The organism is Chryseobacterium sp. Leaf394 (assembly GCF_001424105.1).
Taxonomy (GTDB): Bacteria; Bacteroidota; Bacteroidia; order Flavobacteriales; family Weeksellaceae; genus Chryseobacterium.
In genome coordinates, this window is record NZ_LMQH01000011.1 from 905,816 (window position 1) to 924,243 (window position 18,428).

Below are 18,428 nucleotides of genomic sequence, written 5' to 3' on the forward strand. Positions count from 1 at the left end.
TCCCGTGCCTTCATTTCATACTTATTTTTAAAATCTTCGGTCTTAAAAATCTCTTCAAATTCTAAGAAGTGCTGTAGGACCTTCTTTCTGCCCGGTTTGTAAAGGAAATCGGGATAAACAGAATATTCTTTCCGTATATTATCAATGTAACTTTTGTAAATATTTCTTTCAGCACCAAGGATGGAAAGGTCAGCATCAATAAGGTAATTGGTGTCCTCATCTCGTGAGAATTCATGTTTTTTTGTAGCTAAGATCTGTTCGCTTATTTTCTGAAGTTGAGTTTCAGAAAGTTTCAGTTTTTTTAAACTTGAATAAGCAAATTCTGCACTTTTTTCCTCGTTGTCCTTTGATGTTGATTTGTAAATCACATCGTGGTAAAATACGGAGAAAGCGAGTGTGTCAAAATCAATAATCTCAGTTTTAACTTCCTCAAGTTCTGAAAAAATGTTTTCAAGATGCTCCAGATTGTGGTAATGTCTTGATCTTGTCGAATACTGTTTTTCAATTGCTGTCCACAATTCTTCAACCAGTTTCTTATCTGAACAGTGTCTTTCTGAAATTTTTAAGAATAAGTTTTTCAAATCCATTGAAGTAACGATGTATTTTAGATCAAACCGTGGAAACCTTGCCAAGTCTAATCATCATACAGTTGATCACCTTGGCAAGATTGATTGACAAGAAGTTTACATAAAAAAAGGAACCGAGAAGTTCCTTTAAATTTTTTTACAAAGCCGATTTCAATTCAGCCCATCCGCCACCGTTGTAGCCTTCTTTCAGACCTTGGGAATTCAGATATTCCAATGCTTTCCCGCTTCTGTTTCCGCTTCTGCAGAACAAGATTACCGGTTTTTCGATAGAAAGAATTTCATCCTGTCTGTCTTCTACCTCACCCAAAGGGATATTTTTAGCGCCTTCAATGTTTCCGTCCATTTCCAGTTCCATTGGTTCACGAACGTCGATCAGTTCGTAGTTTCCGGATTTTATTACTTCTTCTAATGACATAATTGTTGTGTATTTAATGTTTAAATTGATTTTTCCGAGTTCTTTAATTTATGTAAAATCAAAGTCACACAAATTTATAAAATAATCTTAGTTTTGCAAGGTAAATAATGAATGCCAACGCCGAAAAATACAGCCAGCTCATCAAATCCAAAGCAAAAAGTTTTGGCTTTCAGAATTGTGGCATTTCAAAGGCAGAATTTTTGGAAGAAGAAGCCAGACCACTCGAAAACTGGCTGAAAAACAACTACCACGGCGAAATGAAGTACATGGAAAATCATTTCGATAAAAGACTTGATCCAAGATTACTGGTGGAGGGTTCAAAATCGGTGATTTCATTATCGTACAATTATTTTCCTGAAGAAAAAATTTCGACTTTAGACAATTTTAAAATCTCAAAATACGCTTACGCTGAAGATTACCATGAAGTCATCAAAGAAATTCTCCGTGACATGGTTTCCGAGTTGCAGAAAGAAATTGGTGAATTTTCATTCCGTGTTTTTGTAGATTCTGCTCCTGTTTTGGAAAGGAGCTGGGCAAGAAAATCCGGCATTGGCTGGGTAGGGAAAAATGCCAATTTAATAACAAAACAAAGCGGTTCATTCTATTTTTTAGCCGAAATCATCTGTGATCTTGAGCTGGAAACAGACCATCCGACCACCGATCACTGCGGAAGTTGCAGAAAATGTATCGATGCCTGTCCGACGGACGCCATTATTACCGATAAACTTATAGACGGGAGCAAATGTATTTCCTACGCAACGATTGAATTGAAAAACGAAATTCCCGATTATTTTAAAGATAAAATGGATGACTGGATGTTCGGCTGCGACGTCTGTCAGGATGTTTGTCCGTGGAACCGTTTTGCGGCACCACACAATCAAAATAAATTTAAGCCAAATGATTTCCTAAAAAACCTTAAAAAAGGGGAGTGGAAGGAAATCACGCAGGAATTATTCTCTGAAATCTTTAGAAAATCTCCTGTAAAACGCACAAAATTTGCGGGTCTGAAAAGAAATATTGAGTTTTTAAATGGTAATTCAATTTTAATAATTTTAAACCATTAAGGTCATTAAATTCTTAAGTTTTTATTAAGGATTTGCGAGCAAATTTTAAGCGAGATGTAAATATAGTTTAGTACATAAGATTCAAATTTTCAAGTCTTTTCACGTAGTTTTAACGACCTAGGAAACGGAGGCGTTAAGAAATTTTGAAGAAATTCCGTATAAAAATCTCCACTGTTTGAGTGGCGACAATAAATGTTATTAAACAAGTAAATTGCCTTTCCGCCCGAGTTTTGGAGATTTTAGGAAGTTCTTTAAAATTTTAGCCAGAGTTTCCAAGTCTTATCCCGAAGTTTCGGGATTGGTTCCTTTGGTTCAAGCCAAAAAAACATAAAAAGCTGCCCCGAAAAATCAGGACAGCTTACGAAAAAAAACAATGATAATGATTATCTTTTGGTAATGTTTGGGTTGGCAACTGGCTGCTGATCCCATCCACCGCCTAAACTTCTGTATAAACTAACGGTCGCTTTCAATTGTTCAACTTTAGTTTCCACAAGTTCAAACTTCGCTTCGAGAGCATCTCTTTGGGTTAGTAAAACTTCCATATAATCTGCTCTGGCGTATTTGAAAAGGTCGTTGGAAATATCGATAGACTTCGTTAAAGCATCAACTTCCTGAGATTTCAATTCATAACTGCTCTGCAGATTTTTGATGTTGGAAAGCTGATTGGTCACTTCCACATAAGCATTCAGAATTTTCTGCTCATACTCAAAAGCTGCCTGAATCTGTCTGGCATTGGCATTCGCGTAACCTGCTTTTATCGCATTTCTGTTGATGATAGGGGCAGTAAGATCGCCCACGAGATTAAATACCAAAGATTTGATATCAAAAATATACGCAGGGTTGTAAGCATTAAAACCAACTCCGGCAGTGATATCCAGTGAAGGATAAAATCTTGCTTTGGCTGATTTAACGTCAAATTTTGAAGCGGCAAGCTGGAATTCTGCCTGCTTGATATCGGCTCTGTTTTCAAGCAAATCTGAAGGTACTCCGGCAAAAACAGTTTGCGGTACAAGGCTGTCAAATTGATCTTCGGAACGCTCTACATGCTGCGGAAATCTTCCGACCAAATAATTAATCTTATTTTCAGTTTCCGTGATTTTCTGACGGATTTCAAACTGCATGCTTTGCGTTTTTAAAACCTGAGCTTCAAATCTTTTTACGGCAAGCTCGTTTCCTCTGGCATTTTGCTTTAAAATCTTAACAACACGAAAGGCATCATTCTGAATTTTAATATTCTGCTCCAGAATCTTCAATTCATTATCTAAAGCTAAAAGTTCGTAATATGAGTTGGCGATTTCAGAAATAATATTGGTTACCATGAAATTTCTGCCTTCAACCGTTGAAAGGTATTTCTGAACCTGAGCTCTCGTGGCATTGTGAAGTTTTCCCCAGATGTCGGTTTCCCAATGGGCGTACGCTCCGATTCCGAAGTCGAAAAGTGGTTCCGGCATTTCTTTTCCTGGTCTTATTTCAGTATTCGCTTCCAAAGCTCCGATATTGGTGTAACGGCCTACTTTGTCAACGCCTGCTCCGGCTTTTCCGCCAACAAAAGGTAGATATTCTCCTTTTCTTGCACGGATTTCATTTCTCGACATTTCTACTTCCTGTAGCGTGATATTCAGCTCCTGATTATTTTGCAATGCTGTTTCAATTAAACTTTGTAGTTTTTCGTCAGCGAAATATTCTTTCCAGCTCAGTTTTCCTGTGTTGGTGCTGTCGCTCACTGCTATCCCGAAGTTTTCCGGAACATTTTTGTTTTCTGCATGTTTCGCAACTTCCATTGGTTTGCAGGCAGCTAAACTTAAGATCAGAACTGCAAGACCTGCGTTTTTATATAATATTTTCTTATTCATAATGGATCATATCATCTGTTAGAGGTAATGATTCTTCGTTTTTAATCATTTTTCTGCCGTCAGCCATTTTTCCGAAAATATAGTATAATCCAGGAATGATGACAACGCCGAGCACGGTTCCGAAAACCATTCCGCCCATTGCTGATGCTCCTATGGTATGATTTCCGATGGCTCCCGCGCCGTGTGCAAAAATCAGCGGAATCAAACCTGCGATAAATGCAAATGATGTCATTAAAATAGGTCTGAAACGCGCTTTCGATCCTTCGATTGCTGCTTCAAAAATGGAAAGTCCTTCCTGTCTTTTATGGACAGCAAATTCTACAATCAGAACAGCATTTTTACCCAAGAGACCAATCAACATGATGAGCCCGACTTGTGCGTAAATATCGTTCTGAAGTCCCATCGCTTTAAGTAAAAAGAAGGAGCCGAAAATTCCGACGGGTAGCGATAAAATCACGGCAAACGGAAGAATGAAACTTTCGTATTGTGCCGCCAAAACAAGATAAACGAAAATCAGAACGACTAAAAAGACGTAAACAGATTCATTTCCTTTTTTAGCTTCGTCAAAAGAAAGCCCTTCCCAAGCCACTTTATAGCCATGAGGTAAATTTTTTGCGGCTACTTCATTAATTGCTTTAATCGCATCTGCAGTAGTGTAACCGTCAGACGGAAGTCCACGAACCGCTGCAGAATTGTACATGTTGTAACGTGTGATTTCATTCGGTCCCTGCGTTTTTTTCATGCTCATAAATGCGGAGTAGGGCACCATTTCGTCTCTGTCATTTTTTACATAGAGATTCAAAATATCTGTAGGAAGTTTTCTGAATTCCGGGCCGGACTGTACATATACTTTAAAGAATTGCCCGAATCTGATGAAGCCCTGTTCGTAGGTACTTCCCACTAAAATATTCAGGTTTTCCATAGCTTTTCCGATAGAAACGCCTTTCTGCATTGCGGCATTATTATCGAAAACCAATTCATACTGCGGATAGTTGGCTGCGAAAAAGGTGAAAACCCCGGTCAGTTCTTTTCTCTTTTTAAGTTCATTGATAAAAGATTTATTTACTTTATCAAAATCCTGATAATCCGTAGTTCTGTTCATGTCTAAAAGTCTCATTGAAAAACCACCAGACGATCCAAAACCGGGAACAGCAGGAGGTTCAAAGAATTCAATGGTGGCACCAAGTCCTTTGGTTTTTTCTTCCATTTCTTCCATTACTTCTTTCACAGAATGCTCACGGTCGCCCCAGGTTTTAAGGTTGATCAGACACGTTCCGGCATTTGAACCACGACCTTCCGTCATAATTTCGTACCCGGCAAGTGAGGAAACAGATTCTACACCGTCAACTTTCATACAAATGGCCTGTAAATCTCTCGATACCTTATTGGTCTGTTCTAATGTAGAACCTGGCGGCGTCTGGATAATCGCATAAATGGTTCCCTGGTCTTCACTTGGGATAAATCCTCCTGGTAAGGTTTTGTTTTCAATAAAAATTCCGACACAGAAAATGGCAAGAATTCCCCAGGTAAGTCCTTTCCGGCTCACAATTTTTCTCAGGAATGAAGTGTATTTTCCTGTAAGTTTATCAAAACCTCTGTTAAAAGAATCTATAAATCTTGTGAACAGATTCTTTTTCTTTTCCTGACCGTGATTATTCTTTAAAATCATCGCTGCAAGAACCGGAGTCAGCGTTAAAGCAACTACTGCTGAAATCACAATTGCACTCGCCATCGTTATAGAAAACTGACGGTAGAAAGTTCCTACAGGTCCTGTCATAAATGAAATCGGTAAGAATACTGAAACCATTACTGCAGTAATCGCAATAATTGCTCCTGAAATTTCACCCATTACCTCTTTTACGGCTAAATAAGGAGTGAGATGTTTTTCTTCCATCTTGGCATGAACAGCTTCGACGACAACAATGGCGTCATCCACCACAATTCCGATAGCTAAAACCAGTGCGAAAAGTGTTACTAAGTTTATTGATAATCCACATAATTGAATGAAAAAGAATGCTCCAATCAGAGAGACCGGCACGGCAATAATCGGAATTAATGTTGATCTCCAGTCTCCGAGGAATATGAAAACCACGATGGCTACGAGGATAAACGCATCTCTTAAAGTGTGAACAACCTGCTCAATCGAAGCATCAAGAAACTGCGAAACGTCGTAAGAAACTTTGTAATCTACTCCCGGCGGGAAGTTCGGACGCATTTCTTCGAGTTTGGCTTTTACTTCTTTGATAACGTCGTTGGCATTACTTCCGTAGTTTTGTTTTAAAACGATTGAAGCGGAAGGATGCCCGTCAAGATTGGAATAAATATCGAAAAATTCGCTTCCAAGCTCAACTTTTCCAACGTCTTTTAATTTCACATTTTCACCTTCGGAATTGGCTCTTACAATAATATTTTCGTACTGTTCTGGAGTGTTGTATTGACCTTTGTAGGTTAAAACATATTCCAGTGACTGGGCAGCGATACCCGAACTTTGTCCGATTCTGCCGGGACGTCCGATGATGCTCTGTTCGCCAATAGCTTTCATCACTTCATCTGTTGAAATATCGTAGGCACGCATTCTGTCGGGGTTCAGCCAGATACGCATCGCATATCTCCGGCTTCCTAAAATCTGAGATTTTGCAATCCCGTGAATACGGTTGATTTCAGGAATAATATTGACTGTAGCATAGTTGTAGAGAAACTTTTCATCCATGCTTTTGTTTTTGCTGTAAAGGTTTACATACATCAACATACTTGGCTGAATCGGATTTACAACAACACCTTCTTTCTGTACCAAAATCGGAAGAAGCGGCATCACCTGATCGATTCTTGTTTTTACTAAAACAACTGCCTGATTGGGATCTGTTCCCGGTTCAAAAACTACGTTGACCGTTGCTTCACCGGCACTTGTAGCGTCACTCGTCACATATCGCATTCCCTGAACACCGTTGATGGCATTTTCGATGGTAATCAAAGAAGATTTAACCAGAACATCGGCACTTGAACCTGGATAAGCGATGGTTACAGCAACTGTAGTCGGGGCAATTTGCGGAAACTGTTCAGTGGGAAGCTGTTTTATGGAAAGACCACCTACAAAGAGGATGATCACCGATATTACAATTGCAAATACCGGTCTGTGTATTATTTTTTTAAACATGATTTTCTGATTTGGTTACTCTGCGTACAGATCAAGATTTGACAACACTTTCTGTGGAGCGATGAACTGAGTTTTGATTTTCTGGTTTTCTGAAACCATTCTCAATCCTTCCAATAAGATCTTATCATCTTTCTGCAATCCTGATTGTACAACATAAATGTGCGGAAGTTCTGCTGCTACTTTTATTTCGCGGGCTTTCACAATATTGTCTTTTGTGATGACATACACATATTTTTTCTCCAGCTCTTCATAGGTTGCTTTCTGAGGAATCAGCATTGCATTTTTGAATGGAGTGGTGATCATGATGTTTCCGGTCTGTCCGTAACGGAGAAGTTTTTCAGGGTTTAAAAATGTAGCTCTGTATGCAATGTTTCCGGTTTCATTGTCGAAATCTGATTCGATTGTTTCCACGATTCCTTCCTGATTAAACATTTGACCGTTGGCCATCTGAAGTTTAACGTGAAGTTTTTCTCCATTTTTACTGTTTCCCAACTGGCTTAAATATTCAGCTTCAGGAATATTAAAATAAACCCACATTTTGCTGTTGTCTGAAAGTTCGGTAATTAAATCTCCATCATCAACCAAACTTCCGACTCTAACGTGAAAACGCCCAACGATTCCGCTGAACGGAGCGCGGATTTCTGTAAACTGAAGGTGAGCCTGCATCGTAGCAACTTCGGCCTGAGCTTTTTCATATCTTGCTTTTGCCATTGCCTTTTCCTGAGGTGCAACAATGTCTTTGTCTGCAAGATTTTTGGTGTTCTGATATTCAATTTGCGAGTATCTGGCCTCTGCCTGAGCTTTGCTCACGTCTGCCTGATACAGGTTGGGCTGAATTTTAAAAAGTATCTGTCCTTTCTGCACAAACTGACCTTCATCCACATACACTTTCTGGATGTATCCTTTTTCCTGTGCACGGAGTTCAATATGATTGATAGAACGGATTTGTGCCACGTAGGCTTTGTCAATGAGGGTATCCTGCACAAGCGGACTTGTAATTTTATAGGTTGCCGCTTCGGTTTTTTCTTCTTTTTCAGAATGACAGCTTGCCAAAACCAAAGACAGACACATGCTTAGATACATAAGACTTTTCTTAACCATTATCATGAGTAAGTTTTTTAACGATAAATTATTTGAAATAAAAATTGAAGATTTCAGTGCATCATCAGTTTTGATGTGCATGAACTGTAGTTAAAAATACTCAGGGTATCACAATCTGAAAACACTGTACTGAATGTACAGCGGATCAGAAGAGGAATTTTTAAGGTCCGAATGTGCAAAGTAAACTGCACTTTTATTGGTGTGAAAAGTATTGACAAACGCAAATTCGGCAGTCCAGAGGTCTGCTTTTGCAATTTTTAAAAGTCCGGAATCTGTTTCAGTTTCAGAGCTGTCTTCCTCTTCAGAATCTGAGTCGCTCAGTTCTCCCAAAATGTGCTGCTGTTGAGGATAATCTCTCGTGTACTGAGAAGAATTTCTGTGAGAAACAGCAAATTTATTGTGTTGGGTATGAGTGTTTTTCTTTGAAACAGATCTGCTGATCGTAGGAATGGAAACTGTGGAATCTGCCTGAACATCATTGTTACGGCTGTGTAGAGAATCTGCACCTCCGCAAGCCAAAATAACGAGCAGTAAAAAGAAAAAATATTGATAGAGTCTTCTTTTCATTCCGGGTACAAAGGTAAGAAATGATTGGAATCTGGAATTAAAACTGAATATTAAAAAAACATTAAAAATAGAAAAGTGGAATTTTTTAGGGAGACAATTCCCTGAAAACTGTTGAGAGACAGTTTTTTGTACAGAAGTTAAAGGGGCTGAAATGGCGGACAATATTTTTTGGTACCGTCATTTTCCTTTAAGAGAACGAAAATATAGAGTTTATCTGGCCAGATATAATTTAAGAAAGAAAAAAAATCAGCGTCTGGTCTGTTTTCTTTTAGGAGCAATTTTCACTCTTAACTTAAATTTTTTCTGAGATTTGCTTTTTTTCTGCATATTTGTGGAGATTTGTTTTCTAAAGATAAAAAATTCTCATCTTTTCGCAAAACTTTTCGGGCAAAACTATTTGTGAAATTTTATTAATAATTCAAGATGAAAAAAATGATCTTTATTTTCTTAAAAGTGATCGGTATATTTTTAGGAATTGTGGTTCTCTACGTGCTTGCAGCCTATCTGTTACCGTTTATTGAAACTTCAGAAAAGGAAACTGCCGACACCAAAAATATCCCGATTTACATCTACACCAACGGCGTGCACACCGATATTGTAATGCCTGTGAGAAACAACATCACAGACTGGAGTCAAAAAATCAGTTTTGAAAATGTAAAATCCAGGAAAACAGATTATCAGTATGTTGGAATCGGGTGGGGCGACAAAGGTTTTTATCTTGATACACCAACCTGGGCAGACCTTAAAGCTTCAACTGCATTTAAAGCAGCTTTTTGGCTGAGCGAATCGGCAATGCACTGCAGTTTCTACAATGAAATGAAAGAGGCAGACGACTGTAAAAAAATAATGGTTTCGGAACAGCAATACCGGGATTTAGTGAATTTTGTTGATGCTAAATTCGATAAAGACGCCCATGGAAATTATATGTTCGTCAAAACCGATGCGGTCTACGATGACAACGATGCTTTCTACGATGCAAAAGGAACTTACAGTTTTTTATACACGTGCAATACCTGGTCTAATGATGCCCTGAAAGCTGCCGGACAGAAAGCTGCATGGTGGACTGCTTCTGATGTCGGGATTTTCCAGCATTACAAGTAGTTTTTTTAAATTTATAACAGTAATTAATTTAAATTTTTCAGTAAATTTTGGTTTTCGTTTAAATTTTTTATTAAATTTATTAAACTAATCAACAAACATTTACTATGAAAAACTTAAAATTATTTGTAACCGGAATGATCCTTTGCACCGCGGGTTTGCTGATAAACTGCACCGGATCTGAAACGAAATCTCTGGCTGGTACAGAGTGGAAAGGAATGGCTAATGTTCCCGATCCCAATGAAATTGTGTTGAAATTTAACGAAACCAATTGCGAAGCTTATCACCAAAATGAGATGATTGAGAATATGAAATATTCGCAGAAGGGAAGCGAAATACTTTTTGAAAAAGTATCTGGAGGTTCTCCCTGCAAAGTAGGTTCTAAAGGGACTTACACATTTGATATCAAAGATAACAAAATTCATTTTTCAACTGTAAAAGACAGCTGCGATGCAAGATCAGGAACGTTTAAAGAAGCATATTTTGCAAAACAGAATTAATGCTTAAATGATTGATAAGCGTAAAAGACTTCCGGAAGGAGGTCTTTTTTTTAAGATTCAATTTCAGAATAAAAATATTTAGTAAATAAATTTAAATCTGAAAAGTTTTCTGCTTCTTTATCGCACGGTTAGCCTTTCTTGTAGCTTTTCTTACTTTAAAATCAAACCATTTTTCTTGAAATAAATTCCGCATTGCATTATCAAAATGACGGATGAGTACCAGATTTTTAAATCCGCGCCATTTCTCAAGCCAGCTTAAAGGCAAAGCCCTTACCGAAACAGAGTAGCCTTCGGTTTCATATTGAATATAGTGCCACCATCCCGACGGAATGTACAGAGTTTCGCCAGGTTGAATGACTGCTTCATAGCCGTTGACGTATTTCAAACCTGGAAATTCACTGTAATCAGGCTCTTTTACATTCGTAATGCTGTGAAAATTGTAAGGAAGTTTATATAGTAAATCAGATTGATCCCAGGGAAAAAGCCAGATTTTTTTGATGCCCTGAAACTGTGTGATAAAAACATGAGACATATCGATATCGACATGATTTCTCGTAATGGAACCCTCACCACCGAAAAACATAAACGGAAGCCACTTCAAAATTTTACCTTTGGTTACATCGTTGTAATGAATGTCTTCTTTGAGTTCAGGCTTAACAGTCAGAAGATTAAATAGAAAAAGCCTGTGCTCAGTTGGTTTTGAAACAATTAAGTCAAGATATTCTGAAAAAGTGCTTTGCCCAATAGGTTTGCTTGCAACGCGGTCTAAAGATTCAATCTCGCTTCCGTAAATATTAATTTTCTGCTCGCCGGCAACTTCCTTGAAATACTGGTAATTCCATTTTTTAAATGCAGGGCTTTCAGCGTCGACAAAGTCTTGAAGTATAACCGGTTTTGCTGGTTTTAAATGTTGTTTTAAAAAATCTTCTGATGATATATTTCTAATTTTCTGTACCGCAGATAATCTCATTGTATCAATTTTAGACAGCAAATATAACCAATAGTCTATAACTTTGGTAGACTATTTATCAAAATTATTCATGTATATTCTCACAGAATAGAATGATAAAAGTAAGTAGTTTACCATGATTTTATTAAATTAGCACACCTAAAAATTATCAAAAAATGATCTCTACAAAGTATCTTGAAAATCTACAGAACGAATTACAGAATATTAAGAATGACGGACTTTTTAAAAAAGAAAGAATCATCACTTCTCAGCAGAGTGCCGAAATAGAAGCCAATGGAAAGAAACTTCTAAATTTCTGTGCCAACAATTACCTTGGTTTATCAAACAATACAGAAGTGATGAAAGCTTCTCAGGATATGATAGAATCTCATGGTTACGGTATGTCTTCTGTACGTTTTATCTGCGGAACTCAGGATATCCACAAGCAGCTGGAGCAAAAAATAGCTGACTTTTTAGGACTTGAAGATACAATTTTGTATGCAGCGTGTTTTGATGCCAACGGTGGTGTTTTCGAACCGTTGTTTACAGAAGAAGATGCTATTATTTCAGATGAATTGAATCACGCTTCGATTATTGACGGCGTACGTCTTTGCAAAGCTGCGAGATACCGTTACAAAAACAATAACATGGAAGATCTTGAAGCACAATTGATCGCTGCTTCAGAAAAAAATCACAGATTTAAAGTAATCGTTACAGACGGTGTTTTTTCTATGGATGGAATTGTTGCAGACCTGAAAGGTGTTTGTGATCTTGCCGATAAGTACGATGCTTTGGTGATGGTCGACGATTCTCACGCCACCGGTTTTATCGGAAAAACAGGGCGTGGAACACACGAAGCCAACGAAGTGATGGGCAGAGTAGATATTATTACATCCACTTTAGGTAAAGCTCTGGGCGGTGCTTTGGGTGGATTTACTTCCGGTAAAAAAGAAATTATCGATATGCTGAGACAGCGTTCGAGACCTTATTTATTTTCAAACTCTTTGGCTCCTGGAATCGTTGGTGCAGCTTTGAAAGTTTTGGATATGATTTCAGACGACACTTCACTCCGTGATCAGGTAATGGAAAACGCAGAATACTTCAGAGCCGAAATGAAAGCGAAAGGTTTTGATATTCCGGACGGCGATGCTGCAATTGTTCCGGTAATGTTATACGACGCACCTTTGGCTCAGAAAATGGCTGAAAAGCTCATGGATGAAGGCATTTACGTGATTGGATTCTTCTATCCGGTAGTTCCGAAAGGCAAGGCAAGAATCAGAGTTCAGCTTTCTGCGGCTCATACAAAAGAGCATCTGGACAAGGCGATTGCAGGGTTTGAGAAAGTAGGGAAAGAACTGGGAGTGATTTCCTAAACTTTTCATTTAAAAATATCTGACGGAGTTTCAATTTTTTGAAATTCCGTTTTTTATTTCTTCAATTTTGAATATTTAAACTATTTCTATCGTTATAAAACTAAAAAACATCATGATGAAAAAACTGTTTTTGATATGCTTCTTAATCGTCTTCAATACAGCACAATCACAAAGATCTTCTGCTTGTAAATGTAATTTATTGCGTAAGTATGAAGACAGCGTTCGTGCAAGTTACTTAACTTCGGAAAAACTTATTAAAAATACAAAGCTGAAAAGCAACGCACTTAATAAAAGATTTAGTTTTATAAACGTAGAAACTGTAAGAGATCCTGCATCGATAGGTGGTGTTGTAGACTCTTTGGAGTTAGAGTATAAGAAGGCAATCTTAAATCAAGTACCTGATTCTCTATTTGGTTTTTATAAGATAAAGGATTCAATCTCTAAAATTGCTTTTCAAAGAAAATATTATGAGATACCAAAACCTTTAATCGTTAAAACGGGAAAAATTGGTAAAAAAATTGGAATTCTATATGTTTTGAAATCATCTTTCAATCCTGCATATTATTTGAAAATTTCTAATGATGAAGGAAATACGTGGAAAAATTATTTTACAGGTTTGTATGACGAAAATAATTATATTTTTAAGTCTAATTCAAATTTTCAGTTGTGGAGAGACGAAAATCATATTCAAATTGAGGCAAATATTGTAAGAATGACTGAACCATTAACGCTTCCGGGAGGTGGTCCGGTTTATGAAACGGTTAAAAATAATGCTTTAGTCGTAATTAATTTAAAGGAAATTTTAAAAGACAGCGATAATGATGGATGGAATGATTTAGACGAAAAAATGAACTATTTCACCAATCCATATTCAAAAGATTCTGATGGTGATGGTATTTCTGACTCGGAAGACTTTAATCCTAAGTACGCTTCGGTCGAAAATGACTTTACTAAAATTTTCGAAGCTATTATTTACGGCAATTATACATTTTAGAGGATAAAAACCCGTTGGAAGACGGTTTTGAAATAAATATTGCAAATTTTAAGAAAGATATAAAAAATCAGAAGGAAGAGTTGAACATGCAGTTTCCAAATAGGCCAAACGATTATGTGGATAATTTAAGAGCAAAAATAATTATTACTGATGATAAAGATTTAAGAAGAATATATACTTACAGTGAAAAAGTCATTTTTTTAACATCAAAAGAATATCAGGAATATCAAAAATTAAATCCTTTTAATATGTACATTAAAAGCTATTCCAAGCTTTTTAAATGTGATGATTTTGAAGATTTGTACGTCTTAAAATTTGATGGTGTTGCTTTTGGAAATACCTATCTAATTAAAAAAAGTGAAAGAGGCTATGTTGTTACGATAATTGATAACTGGATTTCCTAAATATTTGCATAATTAATTCAGTAAAGATTTGAGAATAAATACTCTTTTTTTCTGAAATAACTTATCTTTGCCCACAAATTTTTACGATGCTGTATACCATCATCAAGGCGTTGCACATTATTTTTATGGTCTCTTATTTTGCGGGAATTTTTTATCTCGTGAGAATTTTTGTGTACTATAAAGATACCGATGCTTTTGATGAAACGAAAAAAAATATTCTCAGAGAGCAGTACACCTTCATGGCAAGACGGCTCTGGAATATCATCACCGTGCCGGCTGGTGTAATCATGACGGTATGCGGTTTAGCAATGATTTTTTTTAATTTTAACTTAATGAAAACGCCTTGGTTTCATTTGAAATTAACCTTCCTTGTCGGACTGGCAGTTTATCACTACTGGTGCTGGAAGAAAGTTTTGAAATTGAAAGCACTCAACGGAAAAACACTTGATACAGCGAATATAAAACTGAGACAGGCCAATGAAATAGCCACCTTTATTTTGTTTCTGGTCGTGTTCACAGTAATTTTAAAATCAATGGTAATCGAATATTGGTGGCAATTAATTGCCGGATTTTTCGTTCTGGTATTTCTGATTATGATGACGGTGAAGTTGGTTAATAAAGGAAAAGGAAAAAGAGCCAGGTAAAAAGTAAAAAGAGCCAAGTTGAAAGTCTTGCTGACAATACAAAAACACTTAATGTTGAATGTAAAAGGCTCAAATTTGAGTAAAAAGATTCAGATTTGAATCAAAAACATTCAACGTTCAATGTCAAAGATTCAAATTTGAGTATAAAAGATTCAAATTTGAATCAAAAAGACTCGGTTGCGAGTAAAAATGTATGATTTCCGATGTGAAAAGGATCGGAGATGATGTAAAAAGTAAAAGAGAATGGTTGAAATTGAGCTTACTTCATTCCCCGCAATGACGCATAAATCTCAAATCTCAAACCTCAAATATCAAATTAATATATGATAGCAATTTTAAAAAAAGAACTTTGGAGTTACTTCGGAAACTGGAGCGCGTGGATCATCATCGCGGCATTCAGCCTGATAACGACGCTGTTTTTGTTTTTCTTCGAGAATGATTCCAATATTTTCGATATCGGTTCTGCTTCGCTGCAGAGCTATTTTGTGTTGGTGCCGTGGCTTTTGATGTTTATTATTCCGGCGCTTTCGATGAAAACTTTCGCTGAGGAACAGCAGACAGGAACTTTAAACTGGCTTTTTTCACAGCCTTTAAAAATCTCAGATTTGGTGACTGGGAAATTTCTTTCAGTCTGGGTTGTCGGGATTTTATGTTTAATTCCTTCACTTATTTATCTTTACACAGTTTATGTTTTAGGCGTACCATTCGGTAATATCGATATGGGAATGACGTTGGGAAGTTATTTAGGTTTAATTATCCTTATCGCGGCTTTTGCAGGTGTCGGGATTTTAGCCTCATCCATTTCCCAGAACCAGATTATGGCTTATCTTTTGGGCGTTTTCATGTCATTCATTATGTATTTCGGGATTGAACAGCTGGCTAGCTACAAATTATTGGGAGGTGCAGACTTTATCCTTCAGAACGTCGGTTTTTACCAGCACTTTTTAGGTTTTACAAGAGGCTTAATCGATTTTAAAGATGTTGCCTATTTTGTTTTAATCATCGGCATTACGCTGTTTTTGTCAAATCATTTCATCACCAAAAAGAAGTAGAACATGAAGAAGATTAATTTTAAATCGCCCCTCGGAATTTTACTTTTTGTAATTCTGCCGCTGGTTATCGTACTGGCATTCTCAGGAATCAGATTAGACCTTACCAAAGAGAAAAGATATACGCTCTCAGACAGTACCGTTAAAGTTTTGGAATCCATCAAAAAACCTGTGATGGTGGAAGTTTACCTTGAAGGTGATTTTCCGGCAAGTTTCAGACAGCTTCAGAATGAAACTAAATTTATGCTTGAAGAGTTCAGAAAAATCAATTCAAACGTAGATTTCAGGTTTACAGATCCGATCAAAAACAGAATTCCTGAAGATACTCTGATGGCAATGGGAATGCAGAAATCTATTCTCCCAGACGAAAAAGAAGGGAAGATCACACAGATTGAAGTTTATCCTTATGCTGTAGTAAAATATCAGGGGAGAGGAATTTCAATTCCGCTGATTGTGCAGCAGAACAACATCAACGCACAGGATCAGTTGAGAAAATCAATTGAAAATCTTGAGTATACGCTTGCATCAAACATCAAAGCTGTGGCAACAGATGAAAGAAAGAAGATTGGTGTCTTGGTGAATCAGGACGAACTGAGTCCTTCTGAATTTGAAAGTTTCATGCAGATTGCCAATGAAAATTATCAGGCAGGACCGGTGATTCCAAAAAATACGAAAGAACTTTCACTGGAAGATCTCCCGATGCTGAAACAGATGAATGCCCTCGTGATTGCAAAGCCCCGAAAAGCCTTTACCGATGGCGAAAAACTGATTCTCGATCAATACATCATGAACGGCGGTAAAACCTTGTGGATGATTGATGCAGTCAATGCAGAAATGGATACGCTGACGAGGTCAAAAAAATTAATGCCTTTCCCGGTAGACATCAATATGACCGACTTCTTTTTCAATTACGGACTCAGAATAAATCCGGCTTTGGTAAAAGATGTTAAAAAATATGCTTTATTAAAAATTGTAACGGGTGAAATTAATGGAAATCCGCAGTTCAGCAGTCTTCCGTGGCCTTATTTTCCTTTGGGAATTGCAGAAAACAATCATCCGATTACGAAAAATATTAATCCGGTAAAGTTTGAATTTCCGACATCGATTGATACTTTAGGCGGAAAGAAATTCAAAACCAAAATACTTTTCGAATCCAGTGAAAGAACTTTACTGAAACAGGTTCCGAACTACGTGGAGCTTAAAGAAATTGCAAGTGTTGACAGCCTTGGGCAGATGGAAAGACCAAGCACGCCGAAGATTTTTGCGGTGGCTTTGGAGGGAAAATTCAATTCCGCATACGCTTCAAGAATTGAAAGAAAAGGCTATCCCAACTTTAAATCTGAAAGTCCGGAAAACAAAATGATTGTGATTGCAGACGGCGATCTTGCAAGAAATAAGATAGTGAAAGGACAGCCATTACCGCTTGGAATCGACAGGCTGACAGATGAACAGTTCGGAAACGAGCAGTTCCTCAGAAATGCCTTAGATTATCTTTTGGATGACAGCAATCTGATAGAACTGCGAAACAGAAACATCGAAGAGCGTCTTCTCGACAGGTACAGAATCACTGAAGAAAAAGCAAAATGGCAGTGGCTGAATTTGCTTTTACCATTGGCAATTATCGGTCTTTTAGGAGGATTATTCTTCTGGCTGAGAAAGAAGAAATTTGGATAAAGGATATAGAAAAAGAGAAACTTGCGGGTTTCTCTTTTTTTTCTTCAATAGCTGTTGCAACTACAAATTTTCCAGATCTTTCAGTAGATTATTAGGATTGTATTCATATCCTTCCGGCAATTGTGAAATATTGTTAGGAAAATACTCAAAATATAAGGGTGGCAAACCTACCGATTTTCTTCTTTTATCAAGATTCTTAATATCTTTGAAATGACTGCAGCCATTTATGTTTCCGATAGTATTGCAAGTATAGATAGAACCTGAATCTATTCTTTTGTCAAAGTCGTTACTTAAATTATCAAATTCTTCAAAATCGACAAAAAAATCTTTATTCACATTATCTTTTTTAATTTCATTTTCCAGATAAGGCTTGAAAAAATCCCAGACAAATTTTTGATCATCAGAAATTCCGCGGTGATGCCACAATAAAATCCAACCTCGTTTTTCCCAACCATATTTTTTAGTTAATTCAATCAACTGCGTGATATTTGTGGAATCGGTCTTCTTAGCTAATTTATTGAAAAGCTCATCATTTTCTCTCACAAGTTGGTCTCTTGCAATAAGATTTTGAATTTCCATATATGCTTTAGGATTTTTAAGTGTACGGAAATACTGATTTTCTAAATCGTCATATTGAGCTAAAATATCTTTGAATTCCTCATAATTTTTATAAGGTTGTAGACTTTTAAATTTTTTAATGTAATCGATAGGAGCTAATTGGTTGGAAACACTTTGAGAAAGCAATTCTTTTGCAGTTTTATTATTATTTAACTTAAATGCAATTGTGGCAGCGGTGAGATATTCGTAGCTGCTTGGAGTTTTGGGATTGATTTTAATTGCTTCTAAATAATTAGCCAAAGCTTTTTTGTTATTATTTTGATGAGCGTAATACTCCGCTAAATAGATTTGCTTTTGTGATTTAAATACATTTTGTGCAGACAGAAAGTTGAATACCAACAGAATCAGTATTATTAATTGTTTTTTCATTTGTGTTTTGTTTCT

At 36.9% G+C, this 18,428-nt stretch carries 17 protein-coding genes; 9 read left to right on the plus strand and 8 right to left on the minus strand.

Annotated features, from left to right (window positions below):
* A partial coding sequence (locus ASG21_RS08575) for a hypothetical protein (RefSeq protein WP_056082262.1) occupies window positions 1-587 on the minus strand: 587 nt, incomplete at its 3' end.
* A gap of 136 nt (window positions 588-723) precedes the next feature.
* The gene (locus ASG21_RS08580; RefSeq protein WP_056078334.1) at window positions 724-1,002 is read right to left on the minus strand and encodes a rhodanese-like domain-containing protein; all 279 of its coding nucleotides are present in this window, start codon (window positions 1,000-1,002) and stop codon (window positions 724-726) included.
* 107 nt (window positions 1,003-1,109) lie between these two features.
* Between ASG21_RS08580 and queG the strand changes: the two genes are divergently transcribed.
* Window positions 1,110-2,066 (plus strand): tRNA epoxyqueuosine(34) reductase QueG, encoded by a 957-nt coding sequence (gene queG / locus ASG21_RS08585; RefSeq protein WP_056078336.1) that lies wholly within the window; start codon window positions 1,110-1,112, stop codon window positions 2,064-2,066.
* Between the two features lie 383 nt (window positions 2,067-2,449).
* Here the strand turns inward: queG and ASG21_RS08590 are convergent, their stop codons facing one another.
* The 4 genes from ASG21_RS08590 to ASG21_RS08605 all read right to left on the minus strand — a co-directional run bounded on the left by ASG21_RS08590 (window position 2,450) and on the right by ASG21_RS08605 (window position 8,741).
* Entirely contained in the window at window positions 2,450-3,919 is a 1,470-nt protein-coding gene (locus ASG21_RS08590) for a TolC family protein (protein ID WP_056078339.1), read from the minus strand.
* Complete coding sequence (locus tag ASG21_RS08595; RefSeq protein WP_056078342.1) at window positions 3,912-7,073, minus strand: efflux RND transporter permease subunit; 3,162 nt, start codon at window positions 7,071-7,073, stop codon at window positions 3,912-3,914. The genes ASG21_RS08590 and ASG21_RS08595 overlap by 8 nt, the downstream gene beginning before the upstream one ends.
* Before the next feature lie 15 nt (window positions 7,074-7,088).
* Window positions 7,089-8,174, minus strand: a complete 1,086-nt coding sequence (locus tag ASG21_RS08600; RefSeq protein ID WP_056082265.1) for an efflux RND transporter periplasmic adaptor subunit — start codon at window positions 8,172-8,174, stop codon at window positions 7,089-7,091.
* A 108-nt stretch (window positions 8,175-8,282) separates the two neighbouring features.
* Window positions 8,283-8,741, minus strand: a complete 459-nt coding sequence (locus ASG21_RS08605; RefSeq protein WP_056078345.1) for a hypothetical protein — start codon at window positions 8,739-8,741, stop codon at window positions 8,283-8,285.
* Window positions 8,742-9,164: 423 nt separating this feature from the next.
* Here ASG21_RS08605 and ASG21_RS08610 point away from each other — a divergent pair, with 423 nt between their 5' ends.
* Both ASG21_RS08610 and ASG21_RS08615 read left to right on the plus strand, forming a co-directional pair.
* Window positions 9,165-9,842: a TIGR02117 family protein gene (locus ASG21_RS08610; RefSeq protein WP_056078348.1), complete on the plus strand. Its 678-nt coding sequence runs from the start codon at window positions 9,165-9,167 to the stop codon at window positions 9,840-9,842.
* A 104-nt stretch (window positions 9,843-9,946) separates the two neighbouring features.
* Window positions 9,947-10,339, plus strand: a complete 393-nt coding sequence (locus ASG21_RS08615) for a hypothetical protein (RefSeq protein ID WP_056078349.1) — start codon at window positions 9,947-9,949, stop codon at window positions 10,337-10,339.
* A gap of 91 nt (window positions 10,340-10,430) precedes the next feature.
* On the opposite strand, the gene ASG21_RS08620 is transcribed toward ASG21_RS08615, so the two are convergent.
* Window positions 10,431-11,309, minus strand: a complete 879-nt coding sequence (locus ASG21_RS08620; protein WP_056078352.1) for a cupin-like domain-containing protein — start codon at window positions 11,307-11,309, stop codon at window positions 10,431-10,433.
* Window positions 11,310-11,464: 155 nt separating this feature from the next.
* Here ASG21_RS08620 and kbl point away from each other — a divergent pair, with 155 nt between their 5' ends.
* The 6 genes from kbl (at window position 11,465) to gldG (ending at window position 17,426) form a co-directional block, all read left to right on the plus strand.
* A complete protein-coding gene (kbl, locus tag ASG21_RS08625; protein WP_056078355.1) occupies window positions 11,465-12,661 on the plus strand; it encodes a glycine C-acetyltransferase in 1,197 nt (398 codons plus the stop codon).
* A gap of 112 nt (window positions 12,662-12,773) precedes the next feature.
* Entirely contained in the window at window positions 12,774-13,655 is an 882-nt protein-coding gene (locus ASG21_RS08630) for a hypothetical protein (protein WP_206743171.1), read from the plus strand.
* Between the two features lie 14 nt (window positions 13,656-13,669).
* A complete protein-coding gene (locus ASG21_RS08635) occupies window positions 13,670-14,059 on the plus strand; it encodes a hypothetical protein (protein ID WP_056078361.1) in 390 nt (129 codons plus the stop codon).
* A gap of 86 nt (window positions 14,060-14,145) precedes the next feature.
* Window positions 14,146-14,703, plus strand: a complete 558-nt coding sequence (locus ASG21_RS08640; RefSeq protein WP_056078364.1) for a CopD family protein — start codon at window positions 14,146-14,148, stop codon at window positions 14,701-14,703.
* A 323-nt stretch (window positions 14,704-15,026) separates the two neighbouring features.
* On the plus strand, window positions 15,027-15,755 hold the full coding sequence (locus ASG21_RS08645) for an ABC transporter permease (protein ID WP_056078367.1): 729 nt from the start codon (window positions 15,027-15,029) through the stop codon (window positions 15,753-15,755).
* Window positions 15,756-15,758: 3 nt separating this feature from the next.
* The gene (gene gldG / locus ASG21_RS08650; protein WP_056078370.1) at window positions 15,759-17,426 is read left to right on the plus strand and encodes a gliding motility-associated ABC transporter substrate-binding protein GldG; all 1,668 of its coding nucleotides are present in this window, start codon (window positions 15,759-15,761) and stop codon (window positions 17,424-17,426) included.
* Window positions 17,427-17,486: 60 nt separating this feature from the next.
* Here gldG and ASG21_RS08655 read toward each other — a convergent pair whose 3' ends face one another.
* On the minus strand, window positions 17,487-18,413 hold the full coding sequence (locus ASG21_RS08655; protein ID WP_056078372.1) for a hypothetical protein: 927 nt from the start codon (window positions 18,411-18,413) through the stop codon (window positions 17,487-17,489).
* Between the last annotated feature and the right edge of the window lie 15 nt (window positions 18,414-18,428).